We start from the raw sequence: 17,279 nt of genomic DNA, 5'->3' as shown, positions 1-17,279 counted from the left end.
TTTGCGTCGGAGCGTTTTTTATTTCCCAACCAGAATAAAAGGCGCCCAATAAACCGGATGGCTATAATATGGGTGTTCGATCATTGAGATTTTGGCGTCCCGAAGTGCTTTGGCTTTATAATCAAATAATGGATGCTCATACAAGCCAAACCAATTTAATGTTCGGTTCATGATACCATAGTCTGCACTCTCGTGTGTCTTAAGCATACTGTAAAACTCGGACATGAAATCTGCAGTACTTCGGTCGTAGATGCTCCACAAGCTAACCATCACTGAAGAAGCCCCGGCGGAGAGGAAGGAGCGCTGCAATCCAAGCAAGCCTTCACCGGTCACAATTTTACCCATTCCGGTATTGCACGCACTTAAGGTTACAAGATCTGCATTCAGTTTTAGCCCGGAAATTTCCCGGCTGTTCATAAATCCGTCTTCACCAAAAAGAGATTCTACATCAGTTTTCTTGGAAAGCAACAACCCGCTTTGAGAAGGAGTTGATTCGTTCACCTCGGCATGGGTGGCAAAATGGATAAAGCGGAAATCACTCAGATCATGAGACTTTAAGTTAGCCTCGGTAACATCATCATTCTTAAGAATCCTAGAATTAGTGAAATTCACTGAGATGGAATCCACTTCCAGTAAGGTAGAAGGAAGGGAGGCAAAAGATGCCTGAGAGCTACTCTGATTGGTAAGCCCATCGCCTCCTTCAAAGCCGGAACCGGCAAGAGCCAATAACTCAAAATTTGTAGTCCGGTGTGGGTTATTTATAAATGAATAGATAGAAGCCGAGGGAAGGTATTTAATATGAAAGTCTTCGATCAAATATCGGTTGTTATTGCTTAGGGTTTCAAAAGGAAGAAAAGTAAGTGCTCCTCCGGGAATGATCAGTAAGTTCGAAATTTCACTTCTGCTTTCAGAAACTTCAGAGGGAATAAGTTGAGTATATAGAGAGGCTCCGATCTCTTGTATTTCATTAACCGAGGCTTTGCTTGTGATCGCTTCCCGGTAAGTTCTGATCTTTTCAGTAAAGTACTGTTTTGCTTTCGGTGAACCTTCAGGCATAAGAATACTGCCAGTAATATTATCTTCTGTGATCAAAAGCCGAACCACATGTTCTTCAGTGAAAGCATATTCCAAAATTGCAGATTCAGAATCCAGCATATCCTGAGCTTTCTGGAGGGTAATCGGTTTAGGGTACTTGAAATCTTTAAGACTTACATTACTTACATGCAGTTCATTCAGAAAACTTTGATATTCGAACTCAAGATCTTTGAGCTCATCCCGTATGGCACTTTTCTCGGTTAGTGACTCTGTTGCAGAAAGTTGATTGTATAATCGGTCAATTTGCTTGGCCTTTTGCTGCTTTTTGATAAGGGTTGATTCATCCAGAGAACTAAGTTCTTTTTCCCGTGCTTCAGCAAGCTCATCCATCAATACTCGTGCCTTGGCAGACTCGATCAGCTCAAAGGCTTTCTTCGGGTCATTTTTTCTTTTGATATACCAAGAGGCCACTTCATTATAAAAACCGGCATGCTGACTAAAAAATCCGGACCGAAAAGCGAGTCCTGCTACATTAGTACGCACCGAGTCTATCAATGAAAAGGCTTCTTCTGCAAATATAAAGGCACTGTCTGAAGAGGCATCATTATAAGCTTTGGCAAGATTCATTGAAGGAGAAATTCTATCAGTTATAGCAAAAGAGGAGGAATGTTTATAAGCTTTTTTATACTCCTCAAGACTCAGCTGTAGATTCCCTTCAATGTTATAAAGCTCCCCTAGTAAATTATGTGACCTGACCTGCTGTAATTGAAATTCCTTTTCAAAGGCAATATTACGTGCGTTAGAAATATATTCTTTCGCTTTCCCATTGTTTCCTTTCAGAAGCTCAAGGTTGGCAAAATCCAGATATAAATTAGTAAGAAACCTTGGATCATTTACGTCCTCCACCCATTCTAACGCCTCATTGTAGAAAGCCGTGGCATTTTCAAGATCATTATTTTTTACAGCAATACGGGCAATGCGAAATAAGCCTTCTGCTGTTGAAACCGGTCGGTTAATTTCACGGTTGATGGTCAAGGCCTCATTGTAATAGCCAAGAGCGTTTTCAAAATCGCCTGAACGTTCGTAAAGGCTACCGATATTTTCCAAAGTTTGGGTGATCTCGAAAGGGTTCTCAAGCATCCTGGAGAGCTCCAATGACTTTTGATAGTAAATGATGGCACTATCTCTTTTTCCCTGTCGCTCCAAGTTCCAGGCCAGGTTGTGAAAAGCGATATCGAGTAAGCGAGGGTTTTCTAATTTTTTACGTATCTCAAGGCTTTTGCGGATATACGGCTCTGCTTGCCGGTGGAGTCCTAATTCCATCATTGTCAGGAAAATTCCATTCAAGACAAACGAAAGCCTGGAATCATTACCTAAAGCAATATAAATCTCCAATGCTTTTTGTTGATGAAGAAGCGCTGTTTCATAATCGCCCGTATTTTGATAGGTATAGGAAATATTATTATTCAACTGGGCGATCACAATGGAATCACTTATCCCCTCCGCAAGTTTCATGGCATCCAAATAATACTTCCGTGCTTCATCATACTGCTCAGTACGTCTTAAAGTTAGCCCGATGTAATTTTTGAGGCGTATTTGTAAAGATGTGGGAATTTGTTGGAGTGATGTTTTGTCAAGAGTAAGAAAAATCTCAACAGCCTCATTCACAGAGCCACTTATATTAAGCGTTCTTGCATATTCAAAGGAGGCTTCCAGCCATTTTAAAGAATCACTTTCTTCCAGAAAAAGGTCCATGGCCTTTTGGTAATGCCTAGCGGCACGGTCATAGTCTTGGTTGGAATAAGATTCATTTCCAAGGACAAGCAGAGAGTCACCCTGAGATGCCTGGGCATTTAAGATTTGCCAAAACCCAAAAGTGATCAAAAAAGTTATGGTAAGTACTGCTTTCATTTAAGAAATATTACTCCTTCCTAATTGAATGTCCTTATAATAAATTGTTTTTTCATAGGGAACTATTAAGAAATAATATTTAAAAATGGAAAATAATTATCTAACCAATATATATTTTAAAAATACTGATCCTGATGATGACGGTGAAGATGATGGAGGAAAAGGAGGAGATTCTGATACCGGAGGGACCGGTGATCCAAAGCCGGGTGGAAACAGTTAATTTTAAAAAAGCCGGGAATCCCGGCTTTTTTTATTCCCCAAATAAGGCATTCACGAAATCGGCGCGGTCAAAGACCTGTAAGTCTTCAATTTGCTCACCCAATCCAATATACTTTACAGGGACACTTAGCTCATGAGAAACTCCGATCACGATTCCGCCTTTGGCAGTTCCATCCAGTTTTGTCAGTGCCAGTCCGGTGATATCAACGGTTTCAGTGAAGGCTCGTGCCTGTTGTAACGCATTTTGTCCGGTTGAGGCATCCAGAACCAAGATCACTTCGTGCGGGGCTCCCTCTACTACTTTGCCCATAACTCTTTTGATCTTAGCCAGTTCTTCCATCAGGGCTTTCTTGTTGTGAAGACGTCCGGCAGTATCGATCAGTGCCACATCCGACCCTCGGGCTTTGGCTGCCGCTACGGTATCGTAAGCAACGGAAGCCGGGTCTGCATTTTGTCCCTGTTGGATGATAGGAACATCCGCCCGTTCACTCCATATCTTAAGCTGATCAACGGCAGCAGCACGGAAAGTATCAGCGGCACCCATGATCACTTTTTTACCGGCCTTTTTATAGAGATGTGCGAGTTTCCCGATCGTCGTTGTTTTCCCGACACCATTCACTCCAACAACTAAAATAATGTGTGGTTTAACAGGGAAATCGGCTTCAAACTCAGCGGGCTTGTCGGGTGCATTGTCCTCAAGCAGATCCACGATCTCCTGCCGAAGCATCGTTTGCAGCTCATCCTGAGTTACATATTTATCTTTTGCTACGCGGGCCTCGATCTTTTTAATGATCTCAATGGTGGTATTAACCCCAACATCGGAGGTGATCAGGATCTCTTCCAGGTCATCAAGAATGGCATCATCAACCGTATCCTTTCCAACAAATGCCTTTCCGATCTTATTGAGAAGACCATCCCGGCTCTTCTCAACACCTTCGTCCAGTTTCTCTTTCTTTTTAAGTCCTAATTTTTCGAGAAATCCCATATAAACTAATTGAATTTTGCCCCGCGCATGATCAGGCGGTAGCGGTTAAAATAATCAATCCAAGATATGACCATTAAAGTTACCGAACATGCCATCAAAAACATGTGTACGCTTTGAGCCTCGGGGAAAAAGAAAACAGCGATCCAGTAGAGAGCCAAAATATTCACTGAGATCTTCCCGGACATAATTGCCATGGCTACTTTATCATATTTCTTCTTGATGAAATAGGATCCGGCCATAATGCTGATATCCCGTGCCATCGCAAACAACAAAAACCAAAGAGGGATCCATCCGATCCACACGGTATAGATAAATAAAACAAGTGCACAAAGTTTATCAGCGATCGGGTCTATCATTTTTCCGACCTCTGATATCGTATTCGTTTTCCGGGCAATGAACCCATCCAGATAATCTGAAATTACTCCATAAATGATCAGCACATACATTAAAGGAGTAACCTGAAAATTATTCTGATAATGGAGATATACGATAGGGAAGGCAACCAGAATCCGGGAAAAAGAAATGGTATTGGACCAGGTAAAGACCCGACCTGACACCCTAACCTTTTTGCCGTCTATATTTTTATTGCTTGTAGCCAAACCTTGTTTTTATTTACGATATTGCGACTCCAAATTTACAGTCATTAAGTCTCTAAAACCACCATGAACGAGCACAAATTACTGGTCGAGAAAAAGCTGAATTCAAAAGAAGTTTTTAAGGGGAAGTTACTGCATGTTTTCTATGATGAAGTTGAGCTTCCCGACGGGACCGTTTCATCAAGGGAATGGATCAAACATCCGGGTGCATGTGCTGTTGTTCCGGTCTTTGAAAACGGTGATATCATGATGATACGACAATTTCGCTACCCTATGGCACAGATCTTCTGGGAAGTTCCAGCCGGCAAAATTGATGCAGGCGAGCCTCAGGATAAAACAGCCATGAGGGAGTTAGAAGAAGAAGCCGGAGTAGCTACAGGTGATTTTGGTTATGTGGGTCATTTCTATCCCGGCATCGGTTACTCCGATGAGGTCATCCATATTTACACCGCCTGGAACCTGGATTCGGTTCCCCAAAAAGTAGATGATGATGAATTTGTTACCAAAGAACGAATTCCTTTCAAAGAAGCCGTGAATATGGTTCATACGGGTGAGATCAATGATGGGAAAACAGTTATTTGTCTGCTCCGGGCATGGGAGTGGTGGAAAGAAAGCGGGCCTTTTAAGCTGACAAACTAAGCCTACATTAAGTGGGCCAGAGAGCCGCAGTACGTATATCGGTTCGCTGAGCCGATATAGTTAGAGTAGTTTCGGTATGTTACCGGATCAACCCTTCTTCTTTACAAAGCTCAAACATACTTTCGTGAAGATTCTCATTATCCAGGTCTCCACGCATGCAAAGCTCGGCTACTTCAATTCCGTTGAGCATGAGTATGCAGCCCATTTCATTTAGTACAGAATCAAATTTCATGGGGTCAGCTTTGCTGAGTTTATCTACATCAATCCCTTCGGGACTTATCTTCTTATTTACCAATACATAAAATTTGTCGTCGGAATCATCTCCGAAAGAAAATTCCTCTAATCCGGTATCTTTAAGTGTTAGCATGTTTATCTAAAAAATCTCTGGCTTTAATAATTTCTGTGATCTCATCCGTTTCCCTGTTCACTATCCGAACCTGAAACAAACTGATAATGGCTTGTTCGTTCAATATCTGAATAACCTCGTCAATGGTCTCACATTCTTCGGTCTCACTCACGAGGTCGTTAATGCCCTGTACTATATACCGGTACTTCTTTTTATTTTTCTTTGTTTGGGTTGAACCGGATTCAGGCTGAGGCTCATCAAAATATTCCCGGATGGCTTCTTCAGTAACGTACCAGCTCACCCCCAGTTTTCGCCCGCGAATACGACCTTCACGCAAATACGTTCGAAGCGTCATTTTTGAAATTCCGAGTTGTTCGTGCAGATCATCGACCGAATATAGGGTGAGATCTCCGATTTGTTTAGGCATTGCGTCTCAAAATTAAATGAATAAAAAATGGTTTTATTAGAGGTTAAACTACAAATAATTTCACATTACTTGCTATTACTTATAGAAAAGAAATTAGATTTGGCCGAGGGAGGTTTTCCGTCGTATATTGGAAGCAGTTATTCAAAAAAACAAAGCAGCGAGTCTCGAAAAGGCCGGCTTTTTTTATGTCTGAGAGTTGCTGTTTTTCCTTTGTTGAGGCAGGTTTATATATACCGACTTACAAGGTACAGTCGAAAATCAGACCTACTCTTCTTCTTCAATATTTTTATAAGCCTGAGTAATACGTTGATTCATTAACCTGCGATAGTTCTTGAACTCATATTCACTCACCGTAAATTCTGAATGGTATTCCCCATCGAAGCACTCCACGTTTAACTTATTGGGTTTTTCGCTTTCGGTAATGGTTACCTGTACTTTTCCCAGGCGGTATGAATCTCTTTCTTTCATAGAATAATTTTTATCTGAAGGTAAAAAAATCTGTCTTTAGCTTTCGAACTTTAACCTGTTTTAAATTCGTTCAGCTAAATCACACGCTAACTTTTAGTATTTTAGAATATTCAATCTAAAAAACGTCATGAAAAAGAAGAACATTGTCATAATAGCGGTAAGCATCTTTTTAGGGATCTTTGTGTACATCTCATTGAGTAATGTACAGGCTCCGGTAAACGACAATTCTCCGGAATGGATCCCCATTCACGAGGCTCAGCAAATGGCGGCTTCATCTGACAAGTTGATATTTGTGGATGTATACGAGATCGGCTGTAAATACTGCAGGGCCATGGATCGGGAGGTATTCCCGGATTCCACCGTTCGTCAGGTAATGGATGCCAACTATATCCCGGTTCGGCTTGATGGGAATTCGACGGAACCTATTCAATTTAATGGGGAAGAAATTCCCTCTATTGATTTTGCTCAAAGCAAAGGCGCCTATGTATTTCCAACCTCATTGATCCTTGATGCAGAAGGAAACGTTATCAAGAAAAAAACCGGTTATATGGGCGTAGATGAATTCAGACAATTTTTATATCGATAAACTATAATTAATAAAAAATTACTATGAGCATCAAAAAAATTGCTACAAACTTAGGGATGATATTAGCCGGCCTGTTGGTTATGGTCGGGTGTAACGGAGAGGCGGGGGAGGCTCAGTCTCAACCTGCAGAAATATCTGTGGAAGCGGAAAAAGTGGTAGATGGCATTAGAATTGGTTGGGGCATAGCATTTTTACCTGATGGGGACATGCTTATAACAGAAAAATCAGGAACATTATACCGAATCAGTAATGGTGAAATAGCAGCCGAAATAACAGATGGGATTCCATCAGATCTTGATGTAAACGGGCAAGGAGGTTTTCTTGATATTGAACTTCACCCCAATTATGAGGAAAACGGCTGGATCTATTTCTCACATGCATCAAGTGCCGGAAGCGGAGAAGGAAGTAATACTGCCATCATTCGTGCCAAGCTTGAAAACGATGCATTGGTTGACGCCGAAGTACTGTATAAAGCAGTTCCCAACACAACGAGAGGTCAGCATTATGGAAGCCGCATTGTTTTTGATAACAACGGATATATGTTTTTCTCGATCGGTGACAGAGGAAATAGAGACGTACTGCCACAAGATATAACCATGGATGGCGGAAAGATCTATCGGTTGAATGATGATGGAAGTATCCCTTCAGACAATCCATTTGTAGGGGAGGACGGAGCTAAAGAAGCTACTTATTCCTATGGACACCGAAACCCTCAGGGCATGGCCTTGAATCCGCAGAGCGGAATGGTATGGGCGAATGAGCACGGACCTCGAGGCGGAGATGAAATAAACATCATTGAGCTGGGGAATAACTATGGATGGCCTGTGATCAGTTATGGTATCAACTACAATGGAACGGAATTCACAGAAGACACTGCCCGGGCAGGAATGGAACAGCCTGTACTTTATTGGGATCCTTCGATTGCTCCTGCAGGCATGACTTTTGTAACCAGCGATAAATATCCTGGCTGGGAAGGTGATCTCTTGGTGGCGTCACTTAAATTCTCTTACATCGCCCATTTAGAGGTAGATGGAAATGAAATTCTCGAGGAAACGAAATTGGTTGAAGGTGTAGGAAGAATCCGTGCCATCGAAGAAGCTCCGGACGGGTACATTTACTTCACCGCAGAAGGTGATGGCATTTATCGCCTGGTTCCTTCAGAGAACTAATTTCTATGAGACCGGTTGAGTGATCTCAATTTTTTTTAAATTTTTTGTAAGGAATTGACTTTTCGTTGCTCTTACTGTTATGGGGCAGCGGAATACATATCAATTTCCATTTAGCAGATATCCTGCTGTTAGGATCGTTTTATTCCTGATAGCCGGAATTCTGCTTTTTTATTTTTACGAGCCCTCCCTGCTTTTAACCGCAGTTTTATTTGGTATTCTATTCTTTGTTTTGGCATTCATAGAATGGAGAAACAGAACAACCATCAGTACTTTTTGGCCTAAGCTTTCCGCATTTATCTTCCTATTGATGATCCTGGTTTTTGGGGCATTCAGAATGGCCGTTGACTCTAAACACGGGACTTCAAAAACTATTCAGCTTATGCAACTATCTGGCTGGGAAGAAGTTGAGGTAACGGGAAATATTCACGCCATGTCCGCAACATCGACCGGAAAAGTCAGGTGGGACCTGTCGGTAACGGAAACGCAACTCGGAGGCATAGTATCAGCTCAAGAATATAAAGCCAGGATCTTAGCGGATGAAGTTAGTGCCCAGCCAACATTGGGAGATCAGGTGGAGATCAGCGGAACTATCATTCCCATTTCAGGAAAAAGAAATCCTCATGAATTTGACTATAAAGCTTATCTCCGGTCACAAGGTATCTCGGTACAGGTAAAAGCGGAAGGACTTCACGGAGTTGTTCCAAACAAAAACATTCTGGAATGGGTTTGGTGGCGGGAAAAGGCCTTAGATCTGGTTGAAAATAACTTTAACTCTGAGACGGCGGCGATTGCTAAAGCCCTATTGGTTGGTTACAAACAAGACCTGGATTCGGATTCTAAACTTGCTTTTGCCAGAGCTGGATTATCTCACATTATGGCCGTTTCAGGATTGCATGTTGGGTTTATAGTAGCGCCTTTTTGGATTATAATTCCTTATTTCTGGACCAAGAGATATGGCATCATGATCGGTCTGATTATCTTAATAATGTTGTTGGTCTGTTACGCCGGAATTACCGGTTTCTCACCTTCTGTCATGCGTGCCTCTGTGATGGCCGGATTCTTAAGCTTTGGTAAGTTATTCCACCGGGTGAATGACTCCATTAATTTGACGGCAGCGGCTGCCATTGTGCTTTTGGTTATTGATCCCTCGCAATTGTTTGAGATTGGATTTCAGCTTTCCTTTGCCGCGGTTTTGATCATTCTGCTCATTCTTCCGGTGATCCAGAATACACTACCTTATTGGGTGAGGGTTCGGTGGTATGGTAAGCCGCTAATGGTGATCATTGTATCATTGGTTGTGCAATTTGGTTTATATCCCCTACAGGCACACTACTTTGGAGAGATCTCATTGGTAAGTCCGGTCGCAAATGCTCTTTTTGTTCCACTATTGGGATTGATTGTCCCTCTTTCATTGATCGCTTTATTCATTACGTTAGTCATTCCTATTGCAGGGTTCATTATTAATTATCCGTCACTTCTATTCCTTGAGTGGATGAATGCCTTTGTAACAACTGCAGCAAACTGGGAGTGGGCCTGGACCACTGCATCTGTTGAAAGCGATCTTTTCTTTCTGTTTTGGTTATTTCTGGTATGCACTATCTCGGCATGGAATATTCCGGCTTTGAAGTGGAAACTGGCTATAGGTGTAATAGCATCACTATGTGTAATTACATCTCTGGATGTGATCGAAAAACTTCAACCCGCAAAACTCAGGGTTATTTTTTTTGATGTTGGGCAGGGAGATGCTACGCTTATACAGACACCGTCAGGGAAAAATGTGTTGGTAGATGCAGGAGTCTGGTCTCCCTCATATAACAGCGGAAGGTCGATCATACTTCCGCACCTGCAAGCAAGTGGAATTGAAAAGCTTGATGCTGTCTTTCTAAGCCATCCTCATGCGGATCATATTGGAGGTATCATCGATCTGCTGGAAGGAATTCCGATCGATGTGATTTACAATTCGGGCTATGAATACGATTCAAATTTGTATGCTACTTATTTGAAGATAGCAAGGGAGAAGTCTGTCCCCGTATTACCACTCCAGTCAGGAGATACCTTGGGTATAGATCCTTCAGTATTGTTTTTAGTGATGGGGCCGGAAGGCCAAAAGTTTACTTCTGATCCTAACGAGCATTCCCTGATCTTGAATGTGATCTATGGGAAGTCAGAGTTTCTTTTTGTGGGAGATGCAGGAATACATCAGGAAGAGAGACTGGTAAAAATGTATGATGACCTCTTGGATACAGACCTTCTTAAAGTAGGGCACCACGGCAGCAGAACAAGTTCCGGCGATGTATTTCTTGATCATGTTAGCCCGGAGAAGGCGATCATATCATTGGCAGAGAATAATCGCTTTCGACATCCTCACCCGGAGGCGGTCGATCGGTTATGGCGATCAAAGGCGGAATTACTATTTACGAGTAAGGAGCGAGCGGTAATTATCGAGACCAATGGGGAGACAATTCAGAGGATTTATTGGTGATAGAACAGGCAGAAGTAATAGTTAGGATCTTTTGTTATAATTAGGCTCCCCGGAATAAATCCTACTAAACACATTATGAGAAAATTACTTACTCCCCTGATATTTGTATTCGTATTCAGCAGTCTGTTAACGGCACGCCAATTAGAGCATAAAGATTATGCTCTCATAAATGGTCATATCATCGATCAGGTAAATGAAGAGATCCTTGAAAATTCTATGATCCTGGTTTCGGAAGGCGTGATCGAAAGAGTTACTGAGAATTCCGGAAACGTTCCGGATGGATACGAAGTGATAGATATGGAAGGAAAGTATATTCTTCCCGGATTTATGGATGCTCATACTCATTTGAACTCACTTGAATCCGCAAAGCGGGCTCTTTATTCCGGCGTTACTACGGTTCGAAGCTCAAGCGTTCCTTACTTTCAGGATGTTGCGATCAAGAACCTGGCGGATCAGAATTATATTGCCGGTCCTGATATGATCCCTGCCGGTGTTTTCGTGTCACCAGACTTAGGCGAGACTATATTGGCGGATCCGGAGCTGGCCTCACTCTTTGATGGAGTTACGACCGAAGAAACACTCAGAAAATTAGTTAGGGTAAATGCCGAACGTGGAGCTATGTTCATCAAAACAAGGGGCACGGAGCGTGCAGGTCTTCCCAATACCGACCCAAGAAAACAAACCTACACCGAAGATCAGCTTAAAGTAGTGGTAGATGAAGCCGCCAAATATGGGATCCCAATTCAGATTCACGGTCATGGAGATGAAGGTTCATATGCAGCCGTTAAAGCAGGAGCCAGAAGTATTGAACACGGCACTTATTTAAGCGAACGAACATTAAAGCTTATGGCCGAAAAAGGAACCTTTTTTGTGCCAACATTCAGCACGGTTTATGATCTTACTCAGCCCGGAGGAGATTATGACAATCCGGTGTTAAGAAATCGCGGCAGGCATATGCTCCCTGAATTAGGAAAAACCGTTAAGAAAGCCAGAGAGTTGGGTGTGACCATTGTAACCGGTGCCGATACGGGATATGGACCCAATAGCATGACAAGGGTAAGTCATGAGGTCACGTTTTTTGTTGAACTGGGATTTTCCCCATATGAAGCGATAAGAGCTGCCACATCAGATGCTGCCCGACTTCTGCAAATAGAGAATAAAACAGGAAGGGTAGAACAGGGAATGGAAGCAGATCTTATAGTTTTAAATAGCAATCCCATCGAAGACATCAGATCCACTCAAGATGTGATATTGGTGATGAGCAATGGACATCTTGTATATAGCCGGCTTCCATATGGAATAGGAGATCAATAAGAAGAATTCAAGTTAACTTTAGCCCAAACTAATCGTACTGTTACACCATGTCTTTTTCCCAAAAAACCGGTATCCTTAGATCATACTGATCTTTATAATAAACCGGTTTAAAAATCTTAATGGCAGAAAAGGAACGACTTAGCTTCGAAGAGGCTTTAATAAAATTGGAATCCATAGTGGAACAATTAGAGGACGAAGACATTACACTTGAAGATTCTGTTAAATTATACGAAGAAGGCGTTAAGATGTCGAAATTCTGCACGGAAATTCTGGAAAAAGCCGAGCTTCGTATAGAACAAGTGAAAGAAGCGAATACACAGTAAAAGAGAAATTATGGAGACAAAACAGCCAAAACCGGGAAAATTGCTTGCCGGCATTAACTCCCCGTCTGATCTTAAAAAATTAGAACCCGCACAGCTACAGGATGTGTGTGATGAGCTGCGCCAGTATATCATTGATATGGTCTCCGTAAATGGCGGCCACTTTGGAGCCAGCTTAGGCGTAGTAGAATTAACTACGGCACTTCATTATGTGTATGATACACCTAAGGATCTTTTGGTTTGGGATGTTGGGCATCAGGCATATGGACACAAGATTTTGACAGGCCGGCGTGACCAGTTCCATACAAATAGAGTATATGGAGGGCTTTCAGGTTTTCCGAAACGCTCAGAAAGCGAGTATGACACCTTTGGTGTTGGTCATTCAAGCACATCAATTTCAGCAGCACTCGGTATGGCAGTTGCCCGTGACCTCGACAACTCTGATAAAAAAGTGGTAGCAGTGATCGGTGACGGGGCCATGACGGCTGGACTCGCATTTGAAGCGATGAATAACGCCGGCGCAATGAATAGCGATATACTGGTGATCCTCAACGACAATAACATGTCGATAGACCCCAATGTTGGAGCACTGAAAGAATATTTAGCAGACATTACCACCAGCAAAACCTTCAATAAGATGAGGGATGAAGTGTATGATATGCTTGGGCACTTCAAGTCGGCAGGTGAGAAAATGCGGAAAGTAGCTTCAAGACTTGAGAATGCAATGACAGCGGCTCTTACTCCGGGGTCATTGTTCCGGGCGCTTGGTTTTAAATATTACGGTCCTACTGATGGTCATGATGTAAACGGGCTGCGTGATATGCTTGAAGATCTAAAAGAAGTAAAGGGGCCAAAATTACTTCATATCGTAACGGTGAAAGGGAAAGGTTTTGCCCCGGCTGAACGCGAACAAACAAAATGGCATGCATCAAGCAGTCCATTTGACAAGATCACTGGGAAGTCGCTGGTTGCTGCATCTCCGGTCAAAAAGAAGTCAGCTCCCAAATATCAGGATGTATTTGGAGATGCACTGGTAGAACTGGCAGAGAAGGACGAACGAATTGTAAGCATGACTCCCGCAATGCCAAGTGGTTCCAGTTTACTGCCTATGATGGAAGCTTTCCCCGACCGGGCTTTTGATGTCGGTATTGCAGAGCAACATGCAGTAACATTTGCTGCAGGCCTTGCCACCGAAGCTAAAAAAGCATTCTGTGCCATCTATTCTTCATTTCTTCAAAGAGGATATGATCAGTTGGTACATGACGTGGCGATCCAGAACCTGCCGGTAGTTTTTTGTATAGATCGTGCAGGCCTGGTAGGTGCAGACGGACCAACGCATCACGGTTGTTATGATACAGCCTTTATGAGGGCAATTCCGAATATGGTGATCTCTTCTCCCTTGAATGAGCAAGATCTTAGAGACATGATGTATACAGCCTCCAAATATGAAGATGCTGCCTGGGCAATTCGTTATCCTCGGGGTAAGTCAACCGGAATGCAAGTGCGTGAAGGCTTTGAGTCGATGGAGATTGGAAAAGGAATAGAGTTGAGAAAAGGTGAAGAGATAGCCGTTTTAAGTTTTGGGCCGATAGGAAAGTATGCGATTGAAGCAGCGGAACTATTAGCAGCCCAAGGTATAGAGATCGGGCATTACGATATGCGTTTTGCCAAACCCCTGGATACAGAGCTGATCGATGAGGTATGCCGAAATTACGATCATATCATAACCTTAGAGGACGGATCCAGGCTTGGTGGTTTTGGCAGTGCGGTAGCTGAATATATCTCTGAGAAGGCAGATCGCCCAACGCTCAAAATTATGGGGATTCCTGATCGTATAGTAGAACACGGTACCCAGGAAGAACTTCATGATGAAATTGGTATTGGGGTCAAGGGAGTCATTGAAAGCGTAAAGGAAAAAATTACTCAAAAGGTATAAATTTGAATTTTACCCTTTCTGACTTTGACTATAATCTCTCTGAAAGTCTGATCGCTCAATCTCCAGCACATCCAAGAGATCATGCGCGTCTTTTGGTTTATGACCGAAAATCCGGCTCGATAACCGACGATCATTTCTATAATCTCGGACAGTATTTACCGGACTCAACTACCCTGGTTGTTAACAACAGCAAGGTTGAGAAATGCCGTCTGCTTTTTGATGAAGGTAAGAAAGAGTTATTTGTTACTTCTGTCAGTAATAATAATACGATCGAAGCTTTGGTACGTCCCGGGAAGAAATTCAAACAGGGAAAAGAGATAAAACTGGCCAAAAATATTTCAGCAAAAGTAACACATATAGCTGAAGACGGGTTGCGAACATTGATCTTGTCTTGTGACCTTGACGACCCGAAGCTGGCACCATTCAAGCACACTCCATTTCCTCCCTATATAGAGCAGGATGAATCCCTGTCCGATGAATACCAGACGGTCTATGCAAAAGACCTTGGCAGCAAAGCAGCGCCAACTGCAGGATTACATTTTACAGACGAACTGTTAGATCAACTGAAAGGAGCCGGGATAAAAAGATCCGAAGTCACCTTACATGTTGGTTTAGGAACCTTTGCCCCGGTGAAAACGGAAAACCTTGAAGACCACACCATGCATAGTGAGTGGTATCACTTGGAGCAAAATACGTGTGATGAACTGAATGCAGCCGGCCATATTACTGCTGTAGGAACCACCAGCGTTCGGGTATTGGAAACGGCATCGGGTAAGCCAAGAACATTCAGGCCCGAGAGTAAGGAAACAGATATTTTCATCACCCCCGGTTATGACTTTAAAGCCACTGATGCTTTGATCACTAATTTCCACTTACCCAAAAGTACTCTGCTGATGTTGGTAGCGGCCTTTATGGGCTTTGATGAAATGAAGCGGTTATATGAACATGCCATTAAAGAAGAGTACCGCTTTTATTCCTTCGGCGATGCCATGTTGATCTTATAAAACAGTGCCCGATTTTTGATGTTTCTGAACACAACTCTTCTTATATTTGATGCCCTTTTGAAATTCGAAACAAAATCACTTCAATATGCACTATTGAATGTTCAATATTCGATATTCAAAACACCTGCGCCCGTAGCTCAACTGGATAGAGCGTCTGACTTCGGATCAGAAGGCTGAGGGTTCGAATCCTTCCGGGCGTACTTTTAAGCCTCATAAGTCATTGATTTATGAGGCTTTATTTTTTTACGGCAAATTTTTGATTACCATCTATTCTTGACCTATAATTGCCCTACATAAATTTTTTAAACGTATTTTTTTAGATGGGAAAACTTGATACAAGTGAATTAAGCAATTGGCTTTGGGATGCGGCAAGCCAAATTCGCGGACCGGTGGAGGCCGCAAAGTACAAGGACTACATCCTCCCGCTTATTTTCATCAAACGCCTTTCGGATGTGTTTGATGATGAAATGGCGAAACTCACAGAACAGTTCGGGGATGAGGAAACTACGGAGGAAATTGTAGCCGAAGACCATTCTTATGTAAGAGTGTACATTCCACCGGAATACCGCTGGACAGAGTTGAAACAAAAAAGTACCGGAATCGGAGAGTTTTTAACCGATATGGTTCGCGCCCTTGCCCGCGAAAATAATCGGCTGGAAGGGGTTATTAATACGGTAGATTTCAATGCCACTACTAGCGGACAGCGTATTATTTCCGATGACGCATTAAAAAGCTTGGTAGATGTTTTAAGCAAACACCGTCTGGGTCTGGAGGACGTGGAACCGGATATTATAGGCCGGGCTTATGAATATCTAATCCGGAAATTTGTGGAAGGTTCGGGACAAAGTGCAGGAGAGTTTTATACACCTCGCGAAGTAGCCTTGTTAATGGCAAGAATATTGAATCCGGAACCCGGCGAAAGCTGTTACGATCCCACATGCGGATCGGCCGGACTGCTCATCAAGTGTAAGCTGCGGTTTGAGGAAAAGTTCGGGAAAGATTATAAAGAGAAACCCCTTCAGTTTTTTGGGCAGGAAATTCAGCCGTCAACTTTTGCAATGGCAAAGATGAATGCTTTTATCCACGATATGCATAATACCACCATCGGACTTGGCGATTCTATGAACCGCCCCAAGTTCCTGGACGAGGATACTAAATTGAAGAAATTCGATATCGTAACGGCCAATCCCATGTGGAACCAAAATTTTAAGGAATCGGTGTATGAAAATGATACCTATGGCCGGTTTCAGTTTGGGTTTCCGCCATCCAATACGGCCGATTGGGGGTGGGTGCAGCATATGTCTGCTTCACTGTCGGAAAATGGAAGAATAGCCGTGGTTTTGGATACCGGCGCGGTCTCTCGGGGAAGTGGAAATACCGGAAAAAACAAGGAACGGGATATCCGAAAGGAATATGTGGAAAAGGATTTGATTGAGTCCGTGATCCTGATGCCGGAAAATATGTTTTTCAATACCTCCGCTCCGGGCATCATCCTCATCATCAATCAAAATAAAAAGCATAAAAAGGAAGTGCTTTTGATCAATGCTTCTCCGCTGTATAAAAAAGGGAATCCCAAGAACTTCCTGGAAGAAAAGCATATCAAACAAATTGCGGATTTGTACCTGAATTGGAAGGAGGAAGACGATATTTCAAAAGCGGTGGAGGTAAAGGAGATTGTTAAAAACGACTACAACCTCAGTCCTTCCCGCTATGTTTCTCAATCTTCGGGTGAAGAAGTGCTTCCGTTAGAAGACGCTGTTGTATTGCTTCAGGAAGCCGAAGAAGAGCGGGTCAAAGCCGATAAAGAGTTAAATAAAGTGTTGAAAGAACTCGGGTTTTAAT

General features: G+C 42.7%; 16 protein-coding genes and 1 tRNA gene. 11 read left to right on the top strand and 6 right to left on the bottom strand.

Annotation, left to right across the window (positions count from 1 at the left end):
* Positions 1–18: 18 nt before the first annotated feature.
* Positions 19–2,946: a CHAT domain-containing protein gene (locus tag ACFSVN_RS01475; RefSeq protein WP_390297538.1), complete on the bottom strand. Its 2,928-nt coding sequence runs from the start codon at positions 2,944–2,946 to the stop codon at positions 19–21.
* A gap of 85 nt (positions 2,947–3,031) precedes the next feature.
* Here ACFSVN_RS01475 and ACFSVN_RS01470 point away from each other — a divergent pair, with 85 nt between their 5' ends.
* On the top strand, positions 3,032–3,166 hold the full coding sequence (locus tag ACFSVN_RS01470; protein ID WP_390297535.1) for a hypothetical protein: 135 nt from the start codon (positions 3,032–3,034) through the stop codon (positions 3,164–3,166).
* Positions 3,167–3,196: 30 nt separating this feature from the next.
* Here ACFSVN_RS01470 and ftsY read toward each other — a convergent pair whose 3' ends face one another.
* Positions 3,197–4,150, bottom strand: coding sequence for a signal recognition particle-docking protein FtsY (ftsY, locus tag ACFSVN_RS01465; protein WP_390297532.1), 954 nt, complete (start codon positions 4,148–4,150; stop codon positions 3,197–3,199).
* Positions 4,151–4,155: 5 nt separating this feature from the next.
* Positions 4,156–4,749, bottom strand: a complete 594-nt coding sequence (locus ACFSVN_RS01460; RefSeq protein WP_390297529.1) for a CDP-alcohol phosphatidyltransferase family protein — start codon at positions 4,747–4,749, stop codon at positions 4,156–4,158.
* Positions 4,750–4,812: 63 nt separating this feature from the next.
* Here ACFSVN_RS01460 and ACFSVN_RS01455 point away from each other — a divergent pair, with 63 nt between their 5' ends.
* A complete protein-coding gene (locus ACFSVN_RS01455) occupies positions 4,813–5,385 on the top strand; it encodes an NUDIX domain-containing protein (RefSeq protein WP_390297526.1) in 573 nt (190 codons plus the stop codon).
* Positions 5,386–5,464: 79 nt separating this feature from the next.
* On the opposite strand, the gene ACFSVN_RS01450 is transcribed toward ACFSVN_RS01455, so the two are convergent.
* The 3 genes from ACFSVN_RS01450 to ACFSVN_RS01440 all read right to left on the bottom strand — a co-directional run bounded on the left by ACFSVN_RS01450 (position 5,465) and on the right by ACFSVN_RS01440 (position 6,626).
* On the bottom strand, positions 5,465–5,752 hold the full coding sequence (locus ACFSVN_RS01450; RefSeq protein WP_390297523.1) for a hypothetical protein: 288 nt from the start codon (positions 5,750–5,752) through the stop codon (positions 5,465–5,467).
* A complete protein-coding gene (locus tag ACFSVN_RS01445; RefSeq protein ID WP_390297520.1) occupies positions 5,739–6,158 on the bottom strand; it encodes a helix-turn-helix domain-containing protein in 420 nt (139 codons plus the stop codon). The genes ACFSVN_RS01450 and ACFSVN_RS01445 overlap by 14 nt, the downstream gene beginning before the upstream one ends.
* A gap of 264 nt (positions 6,159–6,422) precedes the next feature.
* Positions 6,423–6,626: a hypothetical protein gene (locus ACFSVN_RS01440; RefSeq protein WP_390297517.1), complete on the bottom strand. Its 204-nt coding sequence runs from the start codon at positions 6,624–6,626 to the stop codon at positions 6,423–6,425.
* A 127-nt stretch (positions 6,627–6,753) separates the two neighbouring features.
* Here ACFSVN_RS01440 and ACFSVN_RS01435 point away from each other — a divergent pair, with 127 nt between their 5' ends.
* The 9 genes from ACFSVN_RS01435 to ACFSVN_RS01395 all read left to right on the top strand — a co-directional run bounded on the left by ACFSVN_RS01435 (position 6,754) and on the right by ACFSVN_RS01395 (position 17,278).
* The gene (locus ACFSVN_RS01435) at positions 6,754–7,212 is read left to right on the top strand and encodes a thioredoxin family protein (RefSeq protein WP_390297514.1); all 459 of its coding nucleotides are present in this window, start codon (positions 6,754–6,756) and stop codon (positions 7,210–7,212) included.
* 23 nt (positions 7,213–7,235) lie between these two features.
* Complete coding sequence (locus tag ACFSVN_RS01430; protein ID WP_390297511.1) at positions 7,236–8,381, top strand: PQQ-dependent sugar dehydrogenase; 1,146 nt, start codon at positions 7,236–7,238, stop codon at positions 8,379–8,381.
* 79 nt (positions 8,382–8,460) lie between these two features.
* Positions 8,461–10,863 carry a DNA internalization-related competence protein ComEC/Rec2 gene (locus ACFSVN_RS01425; protein WP_390297509.1) on the top strand — a complete coding sequence of 801 codons (2,403 nt, stop codon included), beginning with the start codon at positions 8,461–8,463 and terminating at the stop codon, positions 10,861–10,863.
* A gap of 75 nt (positions 10,864–10,938) precedes the next feature.
* Entirely contained in the window at positions 10,939–12,177 is a 1,239-nt protein-coding gene (locus ACFSVN_RS01420; RefSeq protein ID WP_390297506.1) for an amidohydrolase family protein, read from the top strand.
* A 119-nt stretch (positions 12,178–12,296) separates the two neighbouring features.
* A complete protein-coding gene (gene xseB / locus ACFSVN_RS01415) occupies positions 12,297–12,500 on the top strand; it encodes an exodeoxyribonuclease VII small subunit (RefSeq protein WP_390297503.1) in 204 nt (67 codons plus the stop codon).
* A 10-nt stretch (positions 12,501–12,510) separates the two neighbouring features.
* A complete protein-coding gene (gene dxs / locus ACFSVN_RS01410) occupies positions 12,511–14,433 on the top strand; it encodes a 1-deoxy-D-xylulose-5-phosphate synthase (protein ID WP_390297500.1) in 1,923 nt (640 codons plus the stop codon).
* Between the two features lie 2 nt (positions 14,434–14,435).
* The gene (gene queA / locus ACFSVN_RS01405; RefSeq protein ID WP_390297497.1) at positions 14,436–15,437 is read left to right on the top strand and encodes a tRNA preQ1(34) S-adenosylmethionine ribosyltransferase-isomerase QueA; all 1,002 of its coding nucleotides are present in this window, start codon (positions 14,436–14,438) and stop codon (positions 15,435–15,437) included.
* Between the two features lie 126 nt (positions 15,438–15,563).
* Positions 15,564–15,637, top strand: a tRNA-Arg gene (locus ACFSVN_RS01400).
* Positions 15,638–15,757: 120 nt separating this feature from the next.
* On the top strand, positions 15,758–17,278 hold the full coding sequence (locus tag ACFSVN_RS01395; protein ID WP_390297494.1) for a type I restriction-modification system subunit M: 1,521 nt from the start codon (positions 15,758–15,760) through the stop codon (positions 17,276–17,278).
* Position 17,279: the final 1 nt, after the last annotated feature.

It is taken from the genome of Gracilimonas halophila, from assembly GCF_042684365.1.
Taxonomy (GTDB): domain Bacteria; phylum Bacteroidota; class Rhodothermia; order Balneolales; family Balneolaceae; genus Gracilimonas; species Gracilimonas halophila.
This window is presented reverse-complemented; position numbering and strand designations above follow the sequence as displayed.